The 22,208-nt window shown below is 51.1% G+C and carries 20 protein-coding genes; 5 read left to right on the plus strand and 15 right to left on the minus strand.

Annotated features, from left to right (window positions below; translation table 11 throughout):
- Window positions 1-25 precede the first annotated feature (25 nt).
- From ACSZLD_RS01185 to ACSZLD_RS01225, 9 genes are all read right to left on the minus strand, one after another.
- A complete protein-coding gene (locus ACSZLD_RS01185) occupies window positions 26-433 on the minus strand; it encodes an FxsA family protein (protein WP_444684007.1) in 408 nt (135 codons plus the stop codon).
- A 97-nt stretch (window positions 434-530) separates the two neighbouring features.
- The gene (gene pyk / locus ACSZLD_RS01190) at window positions 531-2,285 is read right to left on the minus strand and encodes a pyruvate kinase (protein ID WP_377910127.1); all 1,755 of its coding nucleotides are present in this window, start codon (window positions 2,283-2,285) and stop codon (window positions 531-533) included.
- Window positions 2,286-2,380: 95 nt separating this feature from the next.
- On the minus strand, window positions 2,381-3,340 hold the full coding sequence (pfkA, locus tag ACSZLD_RS01195; RefSeq protein ID WP_377910128.1) for a 6-phosphofructokinase: 960 nt from the start codon (window positions 3,338-3,340) through the stop codon (window positions 2,381-2,383).
- A gap of 131 nt (window positions 3,341-3,471) precedes the next feature.
- Window positions 3,472-4,449, minus strand: coding sequence for an acetyl-CoA carboxylase carboxyltransferase subunit alpha (locus ACSZLD_RS01200; protein WP_377910129.1), 978 nt, complete (start codon window positions 4,447-4,449; stop codon window positions 3,472-3,474).
- The gene (gene accD, locus ACSZLD_RS01205) at window positions 4,442-5,314 is read right to left on the minus strand and encodes an acetyl-CoA carboxylase, carboxyltransferase subunit beta (protein WP_444684008.1); all 873 of its coding nucleotides are present in this window, start codon (window positions 5,312-5,314) and stop codon (window positions 4,442-4,444) included. The genes ACSZLD_RS01200 and accD overlap by 8 nt, the downstream gene beginning before the upstream one ends.
- Before the next feature lie 22 nt (window positions 5,315-5,336).
- Complete coding sequence (locus ACSZLD_RS01210; RefSeq protein WP_377910131.1) at window positions 5,337-5,996, minus strand: FadR/GntR family transcriptional regulator; 660 nt, start codon at window positions 5,994-5,996, stop codon at window positions 5,337-5,339.
- Window positions 5,997-6,064: 68 nt separating this feature from the next.
- The gene (gene ystJ / locus ACSZLD_RS01215; protein WP_444684107.1) at window positions 6,065-7,276 is read right to left on the minus strand and encodes an NADP-dependent malic enzyme; all 1,212 of its coding nucleotides are present in this window, start codon (window positions 7,274-7,276) and stop codon (window positions 6,065-6,067) included.
- Window positions 7,277-7,395: 119 nt separating this feature from the next.
- Window positions 7,396-10,704 carry a DNA polymerase III subunit alpha gene (gene dnaE, locus ACSZLD_RS01220; RefSeq protein WP_444684009.1) on the minus strand — a complete coding sequence of 1,103 codons (3,309 nt, stop codon included), beginning with the start codon at window positions 10,702-10,704 and terminating at the stop codon, window positions 7,396-7,398.
- A 303-nt stretch (window positions 10,705-11,007) separates the two neighbouring features.
- Window positions 11,008-11,964, minus strand: coding sequence for a DHH family phosphoesterase (locus ACSZLD_RS01225; RefSeq protein WP_444684010.1), 957 nt, complete (start codon window positions 11,962-11,964; stop codon window positions 11,008-11,010).
- Between the two features lie 86 nt (window positions 11,965-12,050).
- Here ACSZLD_RS01225 and ACSZLD_RS01230 point away from each other — a divergent pair, with 86 nt between their 5' ends.
- On the plus strand, window positions 12,051-12,350 hold the full coding sequence (locus ACSZLD_RS01230) for a YtpI family protein (RefSeq protein ID WP_377910134.1): 300 nt from the start codon (window positions 12,051-12,053) through the stop codon (window positions 12,348-12,350).
- 39 nt (window positions 12,351-12,389) lie between these two features.
- On the opposite strand, the gene ACSZLD_RS01235 is transcribed toward ACSZLD_RS01230, so the two are convergent.
- Window positions 12,390-13,697, minus strand: coding sequence for a DRTGG domain-containing protein (locus tag ACSZLD_RS01235; RefSeq protein ID WP_377910135.1), 1,308 nt, complete (start codon window positions 13,695-13,697; stop codon window positions 12,390-12,392).
- A gap of 306 nt (window positions 13,698-14,003) precedes the next feature.
- Here ACSZLD_RS01235 and ACSZLD_RS01240 point away from each other — a divergent pair, with 306 nt between their 5' ends.
- The gene (locus tag ACSZLD_RS01240) at window positions 14,004-14,660 is read left to right on the plus strand and encodes a hypothetical protein (RefSeq protein ID WP_377910136.1); all 657 of its coding nucleotides are present in this window, start codon (window positions 14,004-14,006) and stop codon (window positions 14,658-14,660) included.
- Window positions 14,661-14,725: 65 nt separating this feature from the next.
- On the opposite strand, the gene ACSZLD_RS01245 is transcribed toward ACSZLD_RS01240, so the two are convergent.
- The gene (locus ACSZLD_RS01245) at window positions 14,726-15,406 is read right to left on the minus strand and encodes a metal-dependent hydrolase (protein WP_444684011.1); all 681 of its coding nucleotides are present in this window, start codon (window positions 15,404-15,406) and stop codon (window positions 14,726-14,728) included.
- Between the two features lie 151 nt (window positions 15,407-15,557).
- On the opposite strand from ACSZLD_RS01245, the gene ACSZLD_RS01250 reads away from it, so the two are divergent.
- Both ACSZLD_RS01250 and ACSZLD_RS01255 read left to right on the plus strand, forming a co-directional pair.
- On the plus strand, window positions 15,558-16,643 hold the full coding sequence (locus tag ACSZLD_RS01250; RefSeq protein ID WP_444684012.1) for a M24 family metallopeptidase: 1,086 nt from the start codon (window positions 15,558-15,560) through the stop codon (window positions 16,641-16,643).
- A gap of 342 nt (window positions 16,644-16,985) precedes the next feature.
- The gene (locus ACSZLD_RS01255; protein WP_444684013.1) at window positions 16,986-17,258 is read left to right on the plus strand and encodes a hypothetical protein; all 273 of its coding nucleotides are present in this window, start codon (window positions 16,986-16,988) and stop codon (window positions 17,256-17,258) included.
- Between the two features lie 272 nt (window positions 17,259-17,530).
- Here the strand turns inward: ACSZLD_RS01255 and ACSZLD_RS01260 are convergent, their stop codons facing one another.
- The gene (locus ACSZLD_RS01260; protein ID WP_444684014.1) at window positions 17,531-18,292 is read right to left on the minus strand and encodes an SDR family oxidoreductase; all 762 of its coding nucleotides are present in this window, start codon (window positions 18,290-18,292) and stop codon (window positions 17,531-17,533) included.
- A 179-nt stretch (window positions 18,293-18,471) separates the two neighbouring features.
- Between ACSZLD_RS01260 and ACSZLD_RS01265 the strand changes: the two genes are divergently transcribed.
- Entirely contained in the window at window positions 18,472-18,930 is a 459-nt protein-coding gene (locus ACSZLD_RS01265) for a universal stress protein (RefSeq protein ID WP_377910140.1), read from the plus strand.
- Between the two features lie 63 nt (window positions 18,931-18,993).
- Here the strand turns inward: ACSZLD_RS01265 and ACSZLD_RS01270 are convergent, their stop codons facing one another.
- The 3 genes from ACSZLD_RS01270 to desA all read right to left on the minus strand — a co-directional run bounded on the left by ACSZLD_RS01270 (window position 18,994) and on the right by desA (window position 21,959).
- On the minus strand, window positions 18,994-19,593 hold the full coding sequence (locus ACSZLD_RS01270; protein ID WP_377910141.1) for a response regulator: 600 nt from the start codon (window positions 19,591-19,593) through the stop codon (window positions 18,994-18,996).
- Window positions 19,590-20,726: a sensor histidine kinase gene (locus tag ACSZLD_RS01275; protein WP_444684015.1), complete on the minus strand. Its 1,137-nt coding sequence runs from the start codon at window positions 20,724-20,726 to the stop codon at window positions 19,590-19,592. Before ACSZLD_RS01275 ends, ACSZLD_RS01270 begins: the two co-directional genes overlap by 4 nt.
- Window positions 20,727-20,915: 189 nt before the next feature.
- Window positions 20,916-21,959, minus strand: a complete 1,044-nt coding sequence (gene desA / locus ACSZLD_RS01280; RefSeq protein ID WP_377910143.1) for a Delta(5) desaturase DesA — start codon at window positions 21,957-21,959, stop codon at window positions 20,916-20,918.
- Window positions 21,960-22,208 lie beyond the last annotated feature (249 nt).

A 22,208-nucleotide genomic window follows, 5' to 3' on the forward strand; every position in this document is an offset into this window, starting at 1 on the left:
ACCGCCTATCCGGCGGTTGCAACAGCTATCGTCTGCCGTTCTGTGTATTGAGGACATAGACATTTCCGGCCTGAATCATACGCTCATACATGCGCTGAAGCAGTGCCTTAAACATTTCGCGGGTCTGCGGGATAAGCAGAAGAAGACCAAGCGTATCCGTGATAAAGCCTGGCGCCAACAGTGCGATACCACCAATCAGAATACAAACCCCGTCCAGAATTTCACTGCCCGGTATCTGTCCCTGGGAGGATCGCAGCTGGGCTTTTCGAATAGCCTGCAGACCTTCTCTTCTCGCAAGCCATGCACCAAGAACACCGGTCAGAATGATGAGGATGATCGTCCAAAACAAGCCGATGAAGTTCCATGACAGCAGAATCACGATCATTTCAAGCGTCGGTACAACAATCAGCAGTAAAAGCAGAAGTTTCTTCACAGTGGTTCCTTCCTTTCCTACGAGACGCGCTTTGAAAAAAGACGTGAAAAAGAGCCTGGCTCTTTTTCACGTCTGAATAACCTGCTCGCTTCTTCTATTATAGAATACTCGCAGAGCCTTTGTAAATCTTTCCTTGCGTGCCGTCGACAGTAACCTCGTCCCCATCCTGGAAGGAAGCCCGGGCGTTCTCCACACCGACGACTACCGGAATACCAAGGTTGAGGCCGACTACAGCCGCATGCGACGTCAGGCCGCCCTGTTCGGTAATCACGGCTGCTGCTTTCTCAAATGCTTCCATCATGTCGCGGTCCGTACTGTTGGTTACAAGGATATCTCCCTGCTTCATTTTGCTGATTGCTTCTTCAGCTGAGTCTGCGACGACTACAGCACCCTTTGTTACTTTACGGCCGATTCCCTGACCTTGAGCGACTACTTCTCCGATGACGTGCACCTTAAGCAGGTTTGTCGTACCCTGCTCGCCCACTGGTACACCGGCTGTGATCACGACGAGATCGCCGTTTTTCACGTGGCCCGATTTGAGTGCTTCATCAACAGAAAGCTGCAGCATTTCATCCGTTGAGCTGACCGGCTGGCCGATCTGGCTGTGAACGCCCCAAACGAGTGACAGCGCCCGGCTGACTCGTGCACTGCTTGTAACAGCAATGATAACCGATTCCGGACGATACTTGGAGATCATGCGTGCCGTATGACCGCTTTGCGTAGCTGTCAGAATAGCAGAAGCTTCCAGGTTCAGCGCTGTATGGGCCACCGACTGGCTGATCGCCTCTGTAATCGTGCGGTCGCTTTCCTTCGTAATGCGGCGGAGCGCATCTTCATGCTTCATCGCTGTTTCTGCACGAAGCGCAATATTCTGCATCGTCTGAACAGATTCTACCGGATACAGACCTGCTGCCGTTTCACCAGAAAGCATAATCGCATCGGTACCATCGAGAATCGCATTAAAGACATCAGATGCTTCTGCACGCGTTGGACGCGGGTTGCGCTGCATCGAATCCAACATTTGTGTCGCGGTAATGACCGGCTTCCCGAGCCGGTTGCAGCGCTTGATCAGATCTTTCTGGACGAGCGGTACTTCTTCAGACGGAATTTCCACACCGAGATCCCCGCGGGCAACCATCAGGCCGTCAGATACCTCGAGAATTTCTTCGATGTTGTCGACGCCTTCCTGATTTTCAATCTTTGGGATAATCTGAATGTGCTCGGCATGATGCTTCTCAAGCAGCTCGCGGATTTCCAGCACGTCAGATGCACGGCGAACGAAGGAAGCGGCGATAAAATCAACGTCCTGCTCAATGCCGAATTCGATATCCGCTGCATCTTTCTCCGTAATACCAGGCAGGTTCACGCTCACATTTGGAACGTTTACGCCTTTTTTATTCTTCAATTCTCCGCTGTTGAGCACTTCTGTCACGAGCTCTGTGTCCTTGATTTCAGTAACGAGCAGCTCGATCAGTCCATCGTCCAGAAGCAGCTTGGAGCCGACATGAACGTCATTTACAAGTCCTGGATACGTGATGGAGATAACGTCTTTGTTCCCCGTCACTTCTTCCATCGATACGCGCAGCTTCTGGCCTTTTTCAAGCTCTACCGCTCCGCCTTCAATTGTTTGTGTACGGATTTCCGGTCCTTTTGTATCAAGCAGGATGGCCGTGTCTGTGCCTGCCGCCTTTGCTGCTTCACGAATGTTTTTAATACGTGCGCCGTGCTCGTCAAAATCACCGTGCGAGAAGTTAAGGCGGGCGACGTTCATTCCTGAGTCAATCAGTTCGGCGAGCTTTTCCTTCGATTCACTGGCCGGTCCGATCGTACATACAATTTTCGTTTTACGCATACGTTTGTTCCTCCTTCAGTTGTGGGCAGGGTGCCCATACAAAAGCCAGGACCGCCCTGAAGGCGTCCCAGCCGGGTGCGTGGCACCATGTTTGTTTAAATAGAAAGCTCCTTCGAAAGCTGATACATTTCCTGGTCGAGCGTCTTTTTTTTCGCAAGTGCGTCATCAATTGGATGATAAACAAGCTTATTATCTTCAATTCCGACCATCTGGCCTGCTTCACCTACGAGCAGCAGTTCTACTGCTTTAGCTGCAAGCCTGCTTGCAAGTACGCGGTCCTGCGCCGTCGGAGAACCGCCGCGCTGAATGTGACCAAGAACCGTCACACGCGTTTCCAAATCGGTAGCTTCTTTAATTTGGCGGCCGATTTCCACTCCGGATCCGACTCCCTCTGCTACGAGAATGATACTGTGCTTTTTCCCGCGGTCATGCCCTCGCTTCAATCGCTTTACAATCTCTTCCATATTCTCATTCACTTCTGGAATCATGATTGTTTCGGCACCGTCTGCAAGCCCGGCCCAAAGAGCCAGATCACCGGCATCGCGGCCCATTACTTCCACGACATACGTCCGTTCATGGGAAGTAGCGGTATCACGGATTTTATCGACTGCATCAATCACTGTATTCAAGGCTGTGTCAAAGCCGATCGTGTAGTCCGTTCCCGGAATGTCGTTATCAATCGTGCCTGGAACGCCAATTGTTGGAAAACCGCGCTCTGCCAGTTTTTTTGCACCTTGAAAAGAGCCGTCGCCGCCAATCACGACAAGTGCTTCGATTCCGAATTTCTTCAGCTGCTCAATCCCTTTAAGCTGCCCTTCTTCTGTCTTAAACTCTTCGCATCGAGCTGTATACAGCTTCGTGCCGCCGCGGTGGATAATATCCCCGACAGACCCGAGCTCCAGCTTTTCAATATCTCCATTAATCAGTCCCTGGAAGCCGTAGTAAATTCCGTACACTTCCAAGTTGTGATAAATCGCTTTTCGTACCACCGCGCGGATCGCGGCATTCATGCCGGGTGAGTCCCCGCCGCTGGTCAATACTCCAATACGTTTCATCGACTGCATTCACCTCGTCCTTAAGCATCATATTCTTGCATGAGTTAAAAATACCACTTTCGATTTTCAAACACAATAGACATCAGACGACGACTGGAGCCTGCATCACAGCGCGGTTTCGGCAAGAATCCCTATTCTTCGGTAATGGCATCGTTTACATCATCGAACTCTCCGATGCGATTAAATTTTTCGTGCCTTTGCTCAACGAGTGCAGTTTTATCCAATTTTAGCAATTCCTGCAGGCTCTGCTCCAGTACTTGGCGGATTGCCTCAGCCTGCGCGTATAAATCACGGTGGGCGCCGCCTCGCACTTCTGGAATCACGCTGTCAATAATGCCAAGCTCGTGCAAGTCCGGCGCTGTAATTTTCATCGTTTCGGCTGCGCGCTTCGCCTGTCCGGCATCCTTCCATAGCAGTGCCGCAGCTCCTTCAGGTGAGATAACGGAATAAGTCGAGTTTTCCAGCATAAACAGTCTGTCCCCAATGCCGAGCGCAAGTGCTCCGCCGCTGCCTCCTTCACCGATCACTACGCAGATTATCGGCGTCTGCAGGCCGGCCATTTCCAGCAGGTTGCGGGCGATCGCCTCGCTTTGGCCCCGCTCTTCAGCGGCCATACCCGGGTAAGCCCCCTTTGTATCGATAAAGCAGACAACGGGACGGCTGAATTTTTCGGCCTGTTTCATGAGCCGGAGCGCTTTACGATAGCCTTCTGGATGCGGCATGCCGAAGTTACGTCTGATATTCTCTTTCGTATCCTTGCCCCGCTGGTGGCCTATTACCGTTACAGGCGTACCTTCAAACATGGCAACGCCGCCAACGATTGCCTCGTCGTCGCCGTGCAGCCTGTCACCGTGAAGCTCCATAAATCCTGTGAAAAGCTGATGAATGTAGTCGAGCGTCGTCGGCCGCTGGGAATGCCGAGCCAGCTGAACCCGGTCCCACGGCTTCATGTTTCCGTAAATATCTTCTTCGAGCTGTTCGAGCCGCTTTTCCAGCTTTTCGATTTCACCGCTTAAATCAATTTCTTTTTCAGCCGTAAATTGCTTCAGCTCCGTGATCTTTGCACGCAGTTCAATAATCGGCTTTTCAAATGACAGGTGTTCAGCCATCTCCATCACGCTCCTTTCCAGCAGGTTCATGTACAGCAAGAAGCAGGCTCAGCGTCCCGCGCATGTCGTGCCGGTGAACCACTTTATCCAGCTGACCGTGCTCCAGCAAAAATTCTGCAGTCTGAAAATCATCCGGCAGCTTCTGTCGGATCGTTTGTTCAATGATACGGCGTCCTGCAAAGCCGATTAAAGCACCTGGTTCTGCCAGGTTGATATCCCCGAGCGAAGCGAAGCTTGCAGACACACCGCCTGTCGTCGGGTGGGTCATAACACTGATGAATGGAAGTCCTGCTTCGTCCAGGCGTTGAAGCGCTGTGCTCGTTTTTGCCATTTGCATCAGACTGACGACGCCTTCCTGCATACGTGCTCCTCCGGAAGCTGCGAACAATAGCAGCGGCATCCGCTCTTTTACAGCTTGATCGCAGGCCCGGACGATTTTTTCTCCGACGACTGAGCCCATCGAGCCCATACGGAATCCGGCATCCATCACGCCGATGATCACCGGTCTGCCTTCGATCGCTGCACGTCCGGTCACGATCGCTTCGTTCAACCCGGAGTTCTCCCGGTCTTTTTGCGACTTCTCTTTGTATTCCGGGAAGCCCAGCGGGTCTTTGGCAATCATGCCGGAGTCAAATTCTTCAAACGAGCCTTCATCGATTGTGCAGTGAAGCCGTTCTCCCGCAGTTAAACGATGATGATAGCCGCACTGGTCACAGACCATGTCATTTTTACGAAGCTCTTTTATGTAGGAAATGGAACGGCATTCCGGACACTTCGCCATAATTCCTTCCGGTACATCGTTTTTGCCTTTTTTGGATGGTACTTTTGCTTTACGGCCTTTTTTAGAAAACAAATCTCGTATCATGCTGATTCCTCCTCTTCCCCGGTTAAAACCGGCTGTTGCTCAAATGCCGGTTCAACGCATCAGCTGCCCGGGTACTGTCTTTTTCACGAATGGCTTCCAGAATGTCACGATGCTCTTCCCAGGCGTGAACGGTGCGTCCTTCTCTGGAAAGGGACTGTTTCAGCGCCTCCCGGCTGTACTCTACGAGCGGACGCCAAATGTTCAGCAGAAGCCTATTTTTACTCAGTGCGACAAGCGACTTGTGAAATTGAATATCTTCATCGATAAAATAGCCGTCCTGCCCTGTCTCCAGCGAGGAAGACACCAGCTTCTGCAGTGCTTCCAGCTCTTCCGGCTCTGCACGCTCACAGCCAAGCTTGACTGCTTCCACTTCTAATATACGCCTCGTCTCGGCAAGATCCTGGCGGGCTTTTGCGTCCTTTAAAAAGAAGCCCGCAAGAATCTCAGCAAGGCGGTGGCTTCCGGCCTGGCGGAGAAAGGTTCCCTCTCCTTTTCTTGTTTCTATCAAATCCAGAAGTTCCAGAGCGCGGAACGCTTCTCGAACAGAGGAACGCCCAACCTGAAGCCGCTCCGCGAGCTCCCGCTCAGACGGGAGCCGGTCTCCTGCCTCCAGATTTCCCTGCATAATCATCGTTTCGATATGTTCCAATATACGAACGTATACTTTCGATCCTGCTGTCAAGCTGCCAGCCTCCTTCCTTAAATGGCGAAGAAGCTGTCCGCCGGAACGGGGACAGCTTCAGCAGGTGATCAGGCATCGTGCTCAATCATTGTCAGGCGGCGGGTTTTCTCGGCAACCTCCTCCGCATTTACCTGACGCCGGGCAACGCCGGTCTCCATAGCTGCCTGCGCAACAGCCTTCGCTACTGCTGGTGCTACCCGCTTATCAAACGGAGCAGGAATCACGTAATCTGCGTGCCGTTCGGCGTCAGCTACGAGATCGGCAATCGCCTTCACTGCTGCTACCTTCATTTCTTCATTGATATGCGTCGCATTGACGTCGAGTGCGCCTCGGAAAATTCCAGGGAACGCCAGCACGTTGTTTACCTGGTTCGGAAAGTCGGAACGGCCTGTTCCGATCACGCTCGCGCCAGCTTCTTTTGCATCCTCCGGCATGATTTCCGGCACCGGATTGGCCATAGCAAAAATAATCGGGTCTTCGTTCATGCTTTCCACCATTTCTTTCGACAGCGCTCCTTCAACGGATACTCCGACAAACACATCGCTGTCTGCAATCACTTCCCCCAGCTTGCCGTCAAGGTGCTGGCTGTTGGTGACCTGGGCAATTTCGTGCTTCAGGTCATTCATGCCGTGCGGACGGCCTTCATAAATAGCACCTTTCGAGTCACACAGGATGATATCCTTGCAGCCCATGCTCTGCAGCAGCTTCATAATTGCAATGCCGGCTGCTCCGGCTCCGTTGATGACAACACGTATTTCTTTCATCGCTTTGCCGCTGATCTTGAGCGCATTCACAAGACCTGCCGCTGTAACGATGGCCGTTCCGTGCTGATCATCGTGGAAAACCGGAATGTTCATCTCCCGCTTCAGACGTTCTTCAATTTCAAAGCAGCGAGGTGCTGCGATATCTTCCAGGTTCACTCCGCCGAAAGTCGGCTGCATCAGCTTAACTGTGCGGACGATTTCATCCACGTCGTTGGTGTCCAGACAGATTGGGAACGCATCGACTCCTGCAAATGATTTAAACAGAACGGCCTTTCCTTCCATAACGGGCATCGCTGCTTCCGGTCCAATGTTTCCAAGACCGAGGACAGCTGTGCCGTCCGATACGACTGCTACCATATTTCCTTTAACCGTGTAGTCATACACGCTTTGAGGATCATCGAAAATCGCTTTGCAAGGCTCTGCCACTCCCGGGGAGTAAGCGAGTGAAAGGTCGTCGGCGTTTCGTACCGGTACCTTCGGCGTCGTTTCGATTTTCCCTTTTTTCATTCGGTGCATGTGCAGTGCTTCTTCTCTCAATGTAGGCACAGTCGCCACTCTCCTCTGTATCAAGATCCATTTTTCAGGTGGTCTGACCACCATGAGCCATCACTTATTATAGCAGATTCTCGAACGCGTTACACCCTCGGTCTTTTCAGAAAGACATGTTTTTTTCCAAGCAGGGCACCGAGGCGGTCCACCAGACGATCATCCGGCTTCACGTTCCACATTTCAGACAGACGGACAATCTCCCCTGCTGCGCCGTATTTGAGCACAACGGGAACACTTCCCGGGGTGTCCTCCAGCAGCTCCTTCACCTTATCGAGGCTGCGGCGTTCTGCTTCCGGTGTAATATACAGGTACAGCGTTTCCTTCTCGTGAGCCTTCTGCCTGTCGACCAGCTCGTCAATCAGAATACATTTTTTCAGAATCGCCTTTCTCGTTCCCTCATATTCCTCTATCACAGCCTCGATAAACAGCTTTTCCTGTTTTTGCAGCTTTAGCTGACAGCTGCTGTATTCCTCCGGAAACACGGTAACATCGATCGTTCCTGTCTCATCTTCTAATTCCATAAAGGCCATCTGTTTTCCTTTTTTTGTCTGAATTTGTCTGATGGACATGACGATTCCTGCCATACGGACCGGTGTTTTATGAGAAAGCTGAATGGCTTCTGCACAGACCGTTCTCCCATACTTTTCGAGCAGTTCTGCAGCTTCTTCCAGCGGATGCCCGCTGATATAGCAGCCTACCATTTCTTTTTCAAGCTGCAGCTCCTGCATGCGCGGCATCGGCTTCGCTTCCCGGTAGGTCGTTTCTACCTCTTCATCTGCAAACAAAGCTTCTCCGCGCTCCGCCGTTTTATCTTCCTGTGCTGCATAGTCCAGCGCATCATCAAGTGTGGCCAGCAGCACAGCTTTATTTTCGCCGAACGCCTCAAGCGCCCCTCCTCCGATCAGCGCTTCGAAAAAGCGCCGCTGCCGATGGACAGCCGGGATGCGGGCGCACAGGTCAAACAAACTTTGAAACGGTCCGCTTCCTCTCGCTTCTTCGACGGAAGCGGCAGCGCGCGCATTGACGTGACGCAGAACGTGAAGTCCGAGCCGGACAGCGCCGTTTTCCATGCGGAACGCTGCACCGCCGTCCTGAACAGAGGGCGGGAGAATCCGGATGCCGGCCCGTTTTGCCTCGTGAATCAGAAACGCCAGTTTTTCCTTGTCATGCGTCACGCTCTCCATTAAGGCGGTATAAAACGCTTCAGGCGCTCGTGCTTTCATGTAGGCCAGCTGGTAGGCAATAAAGCTGTAGGCGACAGCATGGCTCCGGTTGAAGCCGTAGTCGGCAAAGCGGACGATCAAATCATAGACCGCCTCCGCCTCTGCTTCTTCGTAGCCTTTTCTGCGGGCCCCTTTTAAAAAGCCTTGCCGTCCCTCTTCTAAATCCTCGCGTTTTTTCTTACTGACAGCCCGTCTCAGCAGATCGGCCTCTCCCATCGAATAGCCTGCCATAAGCGAGGCAATCTGCATAATCTGCTCCTGATAAATGAGCACGCCGTATGTCTGCTTCAGCACCGGCTCCAAATCCGGGTGAATGTAGCGGATCTGCCTGCGGCCGTACTTTCCGTCAATGTAGTCCGGAATATACTTCATCGGACCCGGCCGGTAGAGAGCATTGACGGCTACAATGTCTTCAAAGCTTGTCGGCTTCAGCTTTTTCAATACGCGCTGCATGCCTTCTGACTCCAGCTGAAAAATGCCGGAAGTATCTCCCCGGCTCAGCAGCTCGTAAACGGCGCTGTCGTCAAGCGGGGCGTTTGATGCCGACAACCCGGAGAGCTCTTCCAGCCTGTCGAGGAGCGTCAGGTTCCGCAGACCGAGAAAATCCATCTTCAGCAGCCCCATCCGCTCCAAATCTCCCATCGGATACTGCGTCAAAACGAGGCCGTCGTGCCCCTGCATAAGCGGCACAAGCTCTGTCAGCGGAGCACGGCTCATAACAATTCCGGCTGCATGCACCGACGTATGCCGCGGCAGTCCTTCCATACGGGCCGCAATGTGAAACCAGTGGCTGTGTTCCTCCTTCATCATTGCCAGCTGCTTCTGCTGAAAGGCTTCCGCGAGTGTCACGCCCGGCCGGGCCGGCACGAGCTTGGCAGCCCGGTCAATCGCATAAGGATCGATGCCGAGCGCTTTCCCGGAGTCCCGGAGCGCAGCTTTCGCCGCAAACGTTCCAAACGTAATAATCTGGGCTACATGCTCCCTGCCGTATTTTTCTGCCACGTATTGAATAACGCGGTCCCGGTCTGAGTCTGCAAAGTCAATATCGATATCCGGCATCGTAACCCGGTCAGGATTTAAAAACCGTTCGAACAGCAGGTTATACGCCAGCGGATCAACATCTGTAATTTGCAGCAGGTAGGCGGTAAGCGAGCCTGCTGCTGACCCGCGTCCAGGACCGGTACGAATGCCGCTTCTTCTTGCGAAGCGCATAAAATCCGCTGTGATTAGGAAGTAATCTGAGAACCCCATAGACGAGATGACGGACAGCTCGTAGTCGAGCCGGCTTTGGGCTTCCTCTAGCCGGTCCGAATAGACAGCTTCCAATGCCTCTGCGCACCATTGCTGCAGGAGCTGATCAGCCGGCACGTCGGACGGATACGTTGGCAGATGCTGTTCCGGCTCAGGTACCGGATTGTCAGCGAATTCGCTGACAATCTCTTCAGCCGCAGTTAATGCATGCTCCCATCCCTTCAATGCTTCTTCCATTTCTGTATGGGATTTCAAGTAGCCTTCTTCCAATCCGGCCTCCGGCTCCGTTTCAGAAAGAAGTGAGCCCTGCTTAACAGCCTGCAGCACCGGAAGAACGTCGGTCGTTTCCCGCTCAACTGCATGTACGTGATTGCACGCGATGACTTTAGCCGGAAAGCTTTCCAGCCACTTTCTCAGCTCGAGCAGCATATGTCTGTCCGCTTTCGTGTAATGATTGCGCACTTCTATATACACATCGCTTGCAAGCCGCTCGAACTGCCCCTGCAGGACAGCTGCTTCCTCCTGCTTTCCTTGTTTAAGCAGGAAGGGTACAGGTCCTTCGTGAAGCGGCTGGATGATCACACAGTCTTCAATTGCTTCCAAATCTGCGAATTCGAGCGGTGTATCCTGGAGCTGAATTCTGCTGACGAGCCGGACAAGTCCGCGGTAGCCGCGAGCCGTTTTCGCAAGCACGATCAGGCTCGTGTTTCCTGAATAGTCCAGTTCTGCTCCTATGATTGGACGGACTCCTGCTTTTCGGCAGGCTGCAGCAAACGCCGGAACCCCATACATCGCGTTTTTATCGGTGAGTGCCAGTGCAGGAGCTTTCTGGGCTGCCGCCCTGACTGCCAGACCCTCTATTCTGGCCGACGAATCCAGCAGGCTGTATTCACTGTGCACGTGAAGATGAGGAAATGTCATCGCTATTTTCCTTTCCCCGTTCTAACAGACGGTTTGGTTGCTTTCATTATACACGAACACACGTTCTTTCATCCAGGCGTTTCATTCTTCTTCTATTCTGCTCGTCTGGAAACCGATTTGCAAGCCGCCGGCTGCACCTGCTTAAAAGCAGTCACTTTCATCACGCGCTGGGGCAGCCCCCGAAAAGGAAGCGACCGTTATCTATTCAGCCTATTACAAGCAATCACCGTTTCCGATCGTCTTCATTCCGACAAAAAGCAGACACCGGGTTGACGTAACCTGGTGTCTGCTTGAACGGGAAATCTATGCATGGTTCGCAGCTTCACTATCACGGCAGACGTGACGAAGCTCGCCAAAAAAGGAGTCGGTCTCTTCCCAGCTGAACGCACTTGCTCCTGACGCCATCGGATGACCGCCGCCGCGGTACTTTTCTGCGAGCTTGTTGATCACAGGTCCTTTTGACCGAATGCGCATACGGATCTGATCCTCCTCTTCCACAAAAAACACCCATGCCCGAAGGCCTTCCAAATTAGAAAAGCAGTTTACGATCGAAGCGGCTTCACGCGAGGTTACACCAAACGATTCCATCCGCTCGCGTGTGAGGTACACCTTGGCAGCCCCTTCCTCGGTCACTTCCACTTCCTGCAGCACGTAGCCTTGCAGGCGAAGCATCGGCAGCGTCGTCACATCCATTTCGTTATACAACGAATGACGGTCAAACGAATGCTCGCTCAACGACGCAGCAGCCCGGAACGTAGCCGGAGTCGTGTTGGAAAACCGGAATCGTCCGGTATCTGCCGACATACCTGCGAAAAGAAGCCGCGCAGCACGAGCCGTAACTTTTATACCGGTGACGTCTGCAAGCCGGAAAATCATTTCACAGGTCGAGCTTGCTTCCGTGTTCACCCACTGAATATCACCGTAAGCATCGACTTCTGGATGGTGATCGATTTTAATCAACGTATCTGACTCCGGAATCTCTCCATCAATTCGCGCTTCATTGGCAGTATCCGTCACGATAACGAGCGCTCCCCGGTACTCTTCTGCCGTCACCTCATCCATACCGGAAAGAAACGTAAGCGACTGCTCTTCTTCACCGGCAAGCTTGACGATCTTATCCGGAAACGCTTCTTGAATCAGCTCGCCAAGTCCTGCCTGTGAGCCGACCGCATCAGGGTCCGGTCTGACGTGCCGGTGAATAATAATACGCTCTGCCTTCTCAATCGTATCCCAAATATTAAAAATTACTTGTTTTGTCACTGGATTCCCTCCCGTTGTTTGTTGCGCCCTTCCTTGTGCTCCGGTACAATGAACGAAGGCTACAAGTATGTAAAGGAGTATGCATCATGATTATTTTCCCATTGGTGATCGTTTTTTCTCTGATCGCGTTCGTATATTTCAAAGTGTTTCAATCCCGCGGTTACGGGCCTGCCCAGCGCCAGCTTTATGGTGCAAAAGCGTCGATTTCACTTGGCATTTTCGTTCTGTCCTTTGGCGTTAACGCCTACATCAACTATCAGACGACGACAGCAGCTGTGATCGGCTTGATTTTCACTGCTTTAGGTGCAGCAAACATCTACTTCGGCTCTCGTCAGCATCGCTACTTCAGTCCGCTTGCCAAAGAAGAAAAACAGCAGACTGCCTGACACTTCCTCCATGACATCTGTCATGGAGGTTTTTGTTTCTTAGCGGTCAAGCAGCTGTGCCATCAGCATCGCTTTTCCAACAATCTGCTCGTTATAATAGAGCTCTACGTCGACCTTTCCAAACTTGCGGCCGACTTCCAGAACGCGTGGCCGAATTTCAATCTTTGCATCGATCTGCACCGGCTTCATAAAGAAAACCGTCATGTTTTCCACGACAAGGTCGCCTTTCTTGTACTTCCGCAGCACCCGGCTGGATGCTTCCGTTACGATCGTAGTGATGACACCATAGGAAATGGTTCCGAGATGATTCGTCATCTGCGGCGTCACTTCGAGCTTGTATAAAGTTGTCCGGTTATCCGAAACATCCTCCAAGTGACGGGTGACCAGATCTTCGATCGTATCGCCGACGTGAGGCTGCCGCTGGATCATCTGCAGCGCTTTCAGCACATCCTGACGGCTGATGATCCCGAGAAGCTGCTTGGATGACGTGATGACAGGCAGCATCTCAATTCCTTCCCACACCATCATATGCGCAGCAGATGCGACAGACGTCTGCCGCGTCACGGTTATCGGCTGCTTCGTCATGACTTTTTCAATATCGGTAAACGGACTCGTCCCCATTATATCCTTTGCCGTCACAATGCCCTGCAGCTTCCCATTTTCATCGATGACCGGATAGCGGCTGTGGCCGGTCTGATTATTCAGGTTTTGATATTTTTCCACCGTATGCTGAAGGGTAAGGTGATCCGTTTTATCAAGCGGAATCAAGATATCCTCCACCGCAATAATTTCTTTTTTAATCAGCTGATCGTAAATAGCACGGTTAATCATCGTCGCCACAGTAAACGTATCATAGCTCGTTGAAATAACAGGCAGATCCAGCTTATCTGCCAGCTGCTTTGTTTCTTCCGCCGTGTCAAATCCACCCGTTACGAGTACCGCTGAGCCAGCTTCAAGTGCCATATGGTGAACTTTATCCCGATTGCCGACAATCAGCAGGTTTCCTGCCTCTACGTAACGCATCATCGCCTCTGCCTTCATGGCCCCGATAACGAACTTGTTCAGCGTTTTATAAAGTCCGTTTCTGCCGCCAAGCACCGTTCCTTCCACGATATTGACAACTTCAGCATACGTTAACTTTTCAATGTTCTCTTTTTGCTTCTTCTCGATCCGAATCGTGCCGACTCGTTCAATCGTACTGACCATTCCCTGGTTTTCCGCATCTTTAATCGCCCGGTACGCTGTTCCTTCACTGACATGAAGCTCCTTGGCAATATGCCGGACGGATATTTTATTCCCTACTTCCAGCGATCGGATAAACTGTAATATCTGCTCGTGCTTTGTCATCGCAGGCGCACATCCTTTATTTCAAAACTGTTTACCTTTACATCATTACTCTGTACTACTACAAGTATACGTTTCCCGTGACGGGAGTTCAAGGCAGAGAAGGAGAAGAATGGCAGCAAGTCTTGGGGGCGTGGGTACATGAACCATTTTTCCCCATGGGGATGGATCCAAATCAGGACCATGCTCTCAAATTCGAGGTTTCGCTCCAATTTCACACTAAATTTGACAATTAACGATATTTTTCTCATTGTTCAGGGTATAGGAAGAGTGGGAGAATAGTGTTCGAACAGAAATGGGTGAAGCGTGATGAAAATCCTGACGGCACTTCTAGTGCTATTACTGGCTGCAGCGTGCACGAATGAATCGCCAGATGCTGTACCTGCTGAAGAAGACGGCACGGTAGAGCTTATTTTTGGCGATCAGGAAGTTAGCTTTACTGCCGGACACTATGAACGGATGACGAATGAAGCGCTTGACCTGTTTGCAGAAACAGCAGCTCCCTCTCAGCGCCTGGACGCACAGCTGGAGCGCTGGTTTATCCGTTATTACATTCAGCGCTATGAATATAATGAGTCATGGTCTCCTGAAGACATCCTTCTTTTCGCACATGAACGGAGTGAATTTGAAACGCTCTGGCGGGAATATGCCCTGATCGCTTATGAAGTGGAAGTAACAGAAGAAATGGTCGAAAACCACGCCCGCTATAACGTGGAACTTTATGAAGGGAACATGCCGGCTTCTGTACAAGGTATGTCAGAGGCACTCGACATTTCTCCAGAAGATTTTTTTCTTGAATTTGACCGGGATCATATTGAACGAAGCGTTATTTGGGAAGAGCTGTACCCGCTGCTTGAGGAAGAATATAACAACGCCTCTGATGAAGGCAACAGCATCTCTATCGCCAATGCTTATAATGAGGAAGTAATGCTTTATATGGAATCAGGAAATGAGCTCTATCCGTAATTCCTCTTAAGCGTACAAACGCCCGGCGCATTCATGCACCGGGCGTATTTTCATGCAGAAGCTGACTACAGATCGAGGGAATCTCCCGCTTTCATAACGCTTCCTTTTACATCGAGCAGGTCAACGAATGCCTGAGGGTCCTGTTTAATGACATCGAACGTGTCGTAATGAACCGGAACGACGTGGGAGGCCTGTATCCACTCCGCTGCGGTGGCAGCATCTTCAGGCCCCATCGTAAAGTTGTCTCCGATCGGCAGAAAAGCCAAATCAATTTTATTGCGCTCGCCAATCAGCTTCAGGTCGGAAAAGAGTCCTGTATCTCCGGCATGATAAATTGTTTTTCCTTCTGCCGAAAATAAAATCCCCGCCGGCATGCCGGTATAGACGATCCGCTGGTTCTCTTCCTCTGTATAGGCAGAGCCATGGAACGCCTGAGTGAGCTTAACGGTACCGAACGCAAATTCATGGCTGCCGCCGATATGCATTGGATGAGCATTCACTCCCTGAAAACCAAGATATGTGGCCAATTCAAACGGCGCCACGACAAGGGCACCGTTGCGCTTCGCGATATCTACTGTGTCGCCGACATGGTCATTATGTCCATGTGTAAGCAGAATGACGTCTGCCTTCGTGTTATCAGCCTCCAAATCGGTCAGGCCGTTACCGGTTATAAAAGGATCAATGAGAATGTTCGTGCCGTTCGTTTCAATTTTTACAACGGAATGTCCATGATAAGATACTTTCATCTGCCATCTCTCCTCCTTTATATTTTCCTCTTTCCCGTACCCGTTCAGCAACGTGAATATGCATGAAAATCCCCAAATTAATTTCCTGCGGCTTCCCACCGGTTGTCTGTATGCTAGACTGAGTGCAGATACTTTTAAGGAGTGGTGGCAGATGACCCGTATACAAACTCTTCAAAAACAGATGATGCAGCAGGGAATCGATGTGCTGATGGCTCAGTCAAGACCAAATGTGTTTTACATAAGCGGCTTTGATGCCGATCCGCACGAAAGGCTGCTCGCCGTGCTTCTTTTTGCCGAGGGCGACCCGCTCATCGTATGTCCCGCAATGGAAATAAATCAGATTAGGCAAATGATCGATGCTCCCATTATCGGCTACACCGATACCGAAGATCCGTGGGAAAAGCTGCAGCAGCATTTGTCAGATCAACACGTCCGTGCGGAGACGATCGCACTGGAAAGCGGCATCTCCTGGAGCAGGCTGAAATCCTGGCAGCGCCTTGCACCGGATGCAACATTCGTCGAAGCAGATGACGTGTTAACGGGCAGCCGCCTTGTGAAAGCACCTGACGAACAAGAGTTGTTGAAGGAAGCAGCTGCTCTTGCAGACAAAGGCATTTCAGCCGGTATCAACGCTCTTCAGGAAGGCGTTACCGAGGTAGAGGTTGTCGCCGCTATCGAATATTCCTTGAAAAAACAGGGCGTTCGGGAAATGTCCTTTCAGCCGATGGTTCTGTTTGGCGGCAACGGCGGAGATCCGCACGGTGTGCCGGGGACTGCCCCGCTCAAAAAAGGAGACAGTGTGTTGTTCGACCTCGGTGTCATGTGGAAAGGCTATGCATCTGACATTACCCGGACTGTCTTCTTCGGAGAGCCGGACGACGAGAGCCGACGCGTGTATGAAACCGTCCGTTCTGCACTGGAACAAGCCTTGAAGGCTGCCGTACCCGGTGAAACGATTGGCACGCTCGATCATGCCGCCCGCTCAGTTATTGAGGAAGCCGGCTATGGAGAGTATTTTCCTCACCGGATTGGACACGGCCTCGGGATCGAGGTCCATGAGCTTCCTTCCATGCACGCAGACAACACTGACTTGTTGAAGCCGGGTATGACGTTTACGATTGAACCCGGGATCTACATTCCCGGTAAAATCGGCGTTCGAATTGAGGACGACGTTCTCCTAACAGAGGATGGAGCTGTTACGCTTACATCGACTCCGACGAGCCTGACCGTCATTTAAGGACGTTAAGCAAAGGGACTGCCACTCAGCATCAGAGCGGCAGTCCCTTCTTCTATGGCTCACGCGATCATCGATCATCCATTTCAACCCGCATCTGCAGACACAGCCTTTTCGAAGTCGTCACCGGCCGATGTTGGCAGCTTCCAGTGCCGTTTGACAGTTCATGCCGCACTTTTCGTCGACCAGAATAGGAAAATCAAAAGAAGCCGCCCACGCGGCTTCTTTTTCGGGCTGTTGATAAAGTCAATTTGTTTACATGTTTATTCGATTGATTGACTTTCCCCTCTGTTTACCGAGCCTGCCGTGGGCTTGCCCTTCAGCTATTTCTCAGGATGACCCAGTATGAAGGGAAGAAAGGCACGGCTTCACTCGGACTCAGGCTTCTTACTAGAAGCCTTCAAGACCCAGTCCGGCTCCGCTCGTGCTTGGATGCCGTTCGCAGATCTGAACGGCACGGGATCTTCAGGCTGCGCTAATTCCACAGACGTCCCCGCCGGACACAAAGGGGAGATTAATTTGTTTGATGAAGAAAAACGTTCCAATCGCTGGACGCTGCGGCTTTTTTTGGTGGATACGTTGACGTTCATCCCGATTCGACATCGAAGCGCTGCCTAACGAAAGGTTCCCTCTAGATGGAACAAGCTCGTGTGAATCATCACCAGGGTTTCAACCGGACAGCCAGCTGCTAAATCGGAGGAAACTCGACTCCGGGAGGGTCAGAACAAGGCGAAGATCCGACGGAAGAAGGAAGCGGTTAGCTGAGGCCGTTCCCTCCGGAAAGCGAGTGTCCGCAGATGCAGGCAGATGCAAAGTCATTCACCTGAAATGACGTTATCAACACTCTGACGAAGCCGCCTGCTGGCGGCTTCCTGCATGTTTCCTTCCCTTTAAGAGCGGTGCTTATGGAGAACGTCCAGGCCTCCTGTCACTTCAATAACACTGCCCGTGATCATATCAGCTTTGTCATCTAAGAGAAACATGACCGTCCTGGCTATATCTTCCCCGGTGCCGCTTCGCCCAACCGGCGTTTTATCGTCGGGCTGACTGCGCGAATAATCAATCGAACTTTCCTTCATCTCATCAAGAATTTCACCGGGGCATACCATATTGGCAGTGATCCCGTTCGGCGCTTCCTCAATTGCCAGTGATTTTGTTAAAGAAGCAAGCCCTGCCTTCGATGCTGCGAAGGCTGCGCGAAACAGCCACCCCGGTGAGTGGTCGGCCCCTTGAAAGCCATATGTAACCACCCGGCCGAACTGCTGCTCCCGCATAACAGGTATCACTTTTTTCAGTAAATAGAATGCTGCATTTAAGTTGCCGTTGATCATTTCATGCCATTCGCTGTCCTCATAGTCAGCGAGAGCTTTGCGTTCAAAGATGTAGGGACCGGCGTTCAGAAGAAGCACATCAATTCTGCCGAAACGCTTCAGCCCTTCGTCAGCAAGCCGGTTCAGATCCTCTTTGTTCTGGACATCTCCCTGCACGAACTGAATTTGATCGCCATAATCCTGCCAGTCTTTCTGTCTTTCACGCACCGCTTCTATATCCGAACGGTAATTCACGGTTACTGCGTAGCCGGCCTTCAGCATCGTTTCCGTCATTTTTCTGCCAAGACCTTTCGTTCCAGCCGTAATAATAGCATGCCGCAATTCCAAAACCACCTTCATCTTGTGATATATCTATTGTCGCTGAATCCGTCTTTGTTCTCAACTGCAACGCATTAAAGTAGCTGATAATGCGTTTTCATTCCATTTTTTCGGGAATAAGTATGGTAGAATGACAATATAACCGGGTAAACCGGCACTTTGGGAAATGGGAGGCGTTACTAATGTCTGTTCGTTATTCTAACATTCTCGTTGCTGTTGATGGCTCTGATGAAGCAAAGCGCGCTTTTCGCAAAGCCGCCCTTCTGGCGAAAGATCACGACGCCAAGCTCTTACTTGCCCACATTGTCGATACAAGGACTTTCGCCTCGGTTGAACACTACGACCGCACGATCTTTTCAGAAGCCGAGCAGTATGCCAAAGACATGCTTAATGAGTACAAAAAGCTCGCTGAAGATCAAGGCTTAACGGATGTCACCCTCATTTTGGACTACGGTTCTCCAAAGGTAAAAATCGCGAAAGATGTCGCTAAAAAGCATGAAGTGGATTTAATTGTCACCGGTGCGACCGGCTTGAACGCTGTAGAGCGGTTCCTGATCGGCAGCGTATCCGAACACATTACGCGTCATGCGAAGTGCGACGTATTGATCGTCCGTACAGAAAATGCTACAGATGGACGCTAATTCACGAGTAAACATAAACCGCCTGCGCAATGTGCGCAGGCGGTTTTAACGTGCAGCAACCCATTAATCGAGCCATCCTTCTTCCCGGCAAAGGGTGACAGCTGCAATCCGGTTGGGCACTTCCAGTTTATCAAGAATAGACGAAATATAATTTCGAACCGTGCCGTTCGTTAAATAAAGGCCGGCAGAAATCTCCTTCGTTGTCTGCCCATCCGCGATCAGCTTCATGACCTCTTTTTCCCTGTCTGTAAGCGGATTAGGTGTACTGTAGGCAATATCAATCAGCTCCGGCGCGTATACTTTGCGCCCGCTCATAATCGTGCGGATTGAATTGGCCAGCTCTTCGCTGGGACTGTCTTTGAGCAGGTAGCCGCTCACACCGGCTTTTCTTGCACGCTGAAAATAGCCGGAACGAGCAAACGTAGTCAGAATGATAATTTTACAGGGATGATCCGCCAGCTCTTCTGCCGCATCCAGACCTGTTTTAGACGGCATTTCAATGTCCATCATGCACACATCCGGATTCAGCGTGCGTACTAACTCCACTGCTTCCTCGCCGTTTTCTGCCTTTCCGACAACCTCCATGTCTTCTTTTAGACCAAGCAGGGTTCCTAGAGCCCCAAGCAGCATCTGCTGGTCTTCAGCAAGTACAATTCGAATCATAACGGCTGCTCCTTTCTAACCGGCTGCACGATACGCGGAATCCGCATAAACAGGCTTGTGCCATCATTCGATACGATGTCGAGCGTTCCATTTACAAACTCCAGTCGTTCCTTCATTCCTTGAATTCCGCTTTCATTCTGCTGCACTGTATGAAGCGAAAAACCGCTGCCGTTATCTGTTACTTTCACCAAAATTTCACCCGCTGAATCCAAAATCGAAATCTCGCACAGCGTTGCCTTGCTGTGTTTGACGATGTTTGTGACCGCTTCTTTCAGACACATGCTGAGCGTGTTTTCTGCGAGCAGCGGCACTTCCTTCAGCTCCGGACTGCCTGATACGTGTAAGTGGATTCCGGCTATTTCCAAGATCTCCTGCACATGCCGCATTTCTTCTGCAAGCCGCGTTCCCCGCATATCCGATACGAGCTCACGAACTTCTTTCAACGCAAGCCGGGCGGTGCGGTTAATATCGCCGATCTCTTTCTTGGCTTCCTGGCCGTTGATCTCAATCAGCTTTTCCGCAAGGTCGCTTTTCAACCCTATCAGCGAGAGCTTTTGACCGAGTGTGTCATGCAAATCTCGGGCTATGCGCTGGCGCTCTTCCATGACGATCAGCTGGGAGATCTTTTTATTAGCGTCCTTGAGTTCCCCTTCGAGCTTCTCCTGCTTTTTTCGTAAATATATCGTAAACGGAAGAAGCAGGATGCCAATCAGACTGATAACGATAAACGGCAGCTGCATCATGAAAATCTCACTTTGGATATAAAAGCCGAAAGCAGCAGATGATACGCCTGCCACAACGTTTAACGTGTACAGCAGAACGAATTCACGGCGCTGCGTGATATTTCCGATAAAGAAGGCCAGAAATAAAAAGAAATAAATGTACCCGAAGTACAGCGTCATCCCGATACTTACGGTCAGTTCAATACCGACTGCCGCATAAACAATCGAGCCCCGTTTTACAAAAGAAAAACGGTAAGCCGCGAAAAAAATGATGATCATCAGCACCCCTGCTACAATTTCACGCGGGGCGGAATTGGCAATAACGAAATAAAACGGCAGCAGACAGAATATAATCCAGGCATACAAACTCAAGCCGGTGTGCTGCGGAAATATGTGAAACCAGTTTTTCATACGGCACCTCTCCCTATCTGACGGTCCCCCGGAGTAAACCATGACACGTCAGTACCCGGCTGTACAGCATGCAGCCGGATCTTCCTCTATTGTATCAAAAAGCAGGTCCTGCAGGGAGCCGCCGGACCTGTGAACCGCAATTTTAAGAAGAAGCCGCCCTCCAAAGCGGAGAGACGGCTTCTCAATTGGTTATGCTCCCTTTCGTGTCTTAACAGGAGAAGTCGGCTTGGCCGGTACAGCTCTGATTTTTCTGGCTGCTTGGTAGCCGGTAAACCGTTTGTTCTTCTCATCGTACAGCCGAAAGTTGACGGCTTTTAAACTCGTCCAGAGCGTAATCGTGGTCACCTTTTGCAAAGGCTTTGTGTTTTCATGTGTCTGCTCAAGCCGATAGTTTGGAACCTTCGGGCTGAGATGATGGACGTGATGGTAGCCGATGTTGCCGGTCAGCCATTGTACCACTTTCGGCAGCTGATAGTAAGAGCTGCCGTCGACTGCCGCTTTGACAAAATCCCACTCTGATTCATTCTCGAAATAGGAATCCTCAAACTGATGCTGGACGTAAAACAGCCAAATACCGAGAGCTCCGGAAATGAAGAGGATCGGCAGCTGAACAAGCAGGAATGCCTGCAGGCCTACAGCCCAGATCAAAAGACCGTACACGACTGCGATCGTAGCTGTTATCAGGTGTGTATTTAAACGCTCTTTCGTTTTAGCTCCGCGGCGGTTAAACCGGTTGTCAATCAGAAAGAGAAAAATGGGCCCGAGTCCGAACATAACGATCGGATTCCGGTAAAGCCGGTAGGACATTCGCTGCCAGAATCCGGCAGCCGCATATTCCTCCACCGTCATAATCCATATATCTCCTGTGCCGCGCTTGTCCAGATTTCCGCTCGTTGCATGGTGAATCGTATGGCTTCGTTTCCATTTATCAAAAGCAAAGTGTGTGATCACACCTGTTAAAAATCCGACTGCCTTATTCGCCTTTGCGCTCTTAAAAAAGGAACCGTGGGTACAATCGTGGAAAATGATAAACGTCCGTACGACAAAGCCTGCTGCGACGATGACTAATGGCAGGGTCAGCCAGTAAGAAACGGAAAGGCTCATGTAGGCTCCGTACCAAAGAAGAACGAGTGGCACGATCGAATTGACCATCTGCCAGATGCTCTTTTTTGTATCCGATGCTGCGAATGGTGCGACGCTCTTTTTAAGTTCTGCTAACTGTTGCCGGCTCATAATCATTCCTCCTGATGGTTGTTCAATACGTTTAGTTTACATCCATACAACTCCATCAGGTAGGCATAGCTGTCAGTCTGTTCATATGACATTTGTCATCTTTTTGTTTCCATGCTGAACGGCACGCACGCGCAAAGCCGTGCTCTTCTCCTGCTTAGAAGCTCACGGCCATCTCGATAAGCGGAGCAACACCTGCCTGGCGAGTCCATGTTTACAGCATAAATAGAGCCGCCCCTCGGAAGGGACGGC

This window comes from Alkalicoccus luteus (assembly GCF_052061695.1).
Lineage (GTDB): Bacteria > Bacillota > Bacilli > Bacillales > Salisediminibacteriaceae > Alkalicoccus > Alkalicoccus luteus.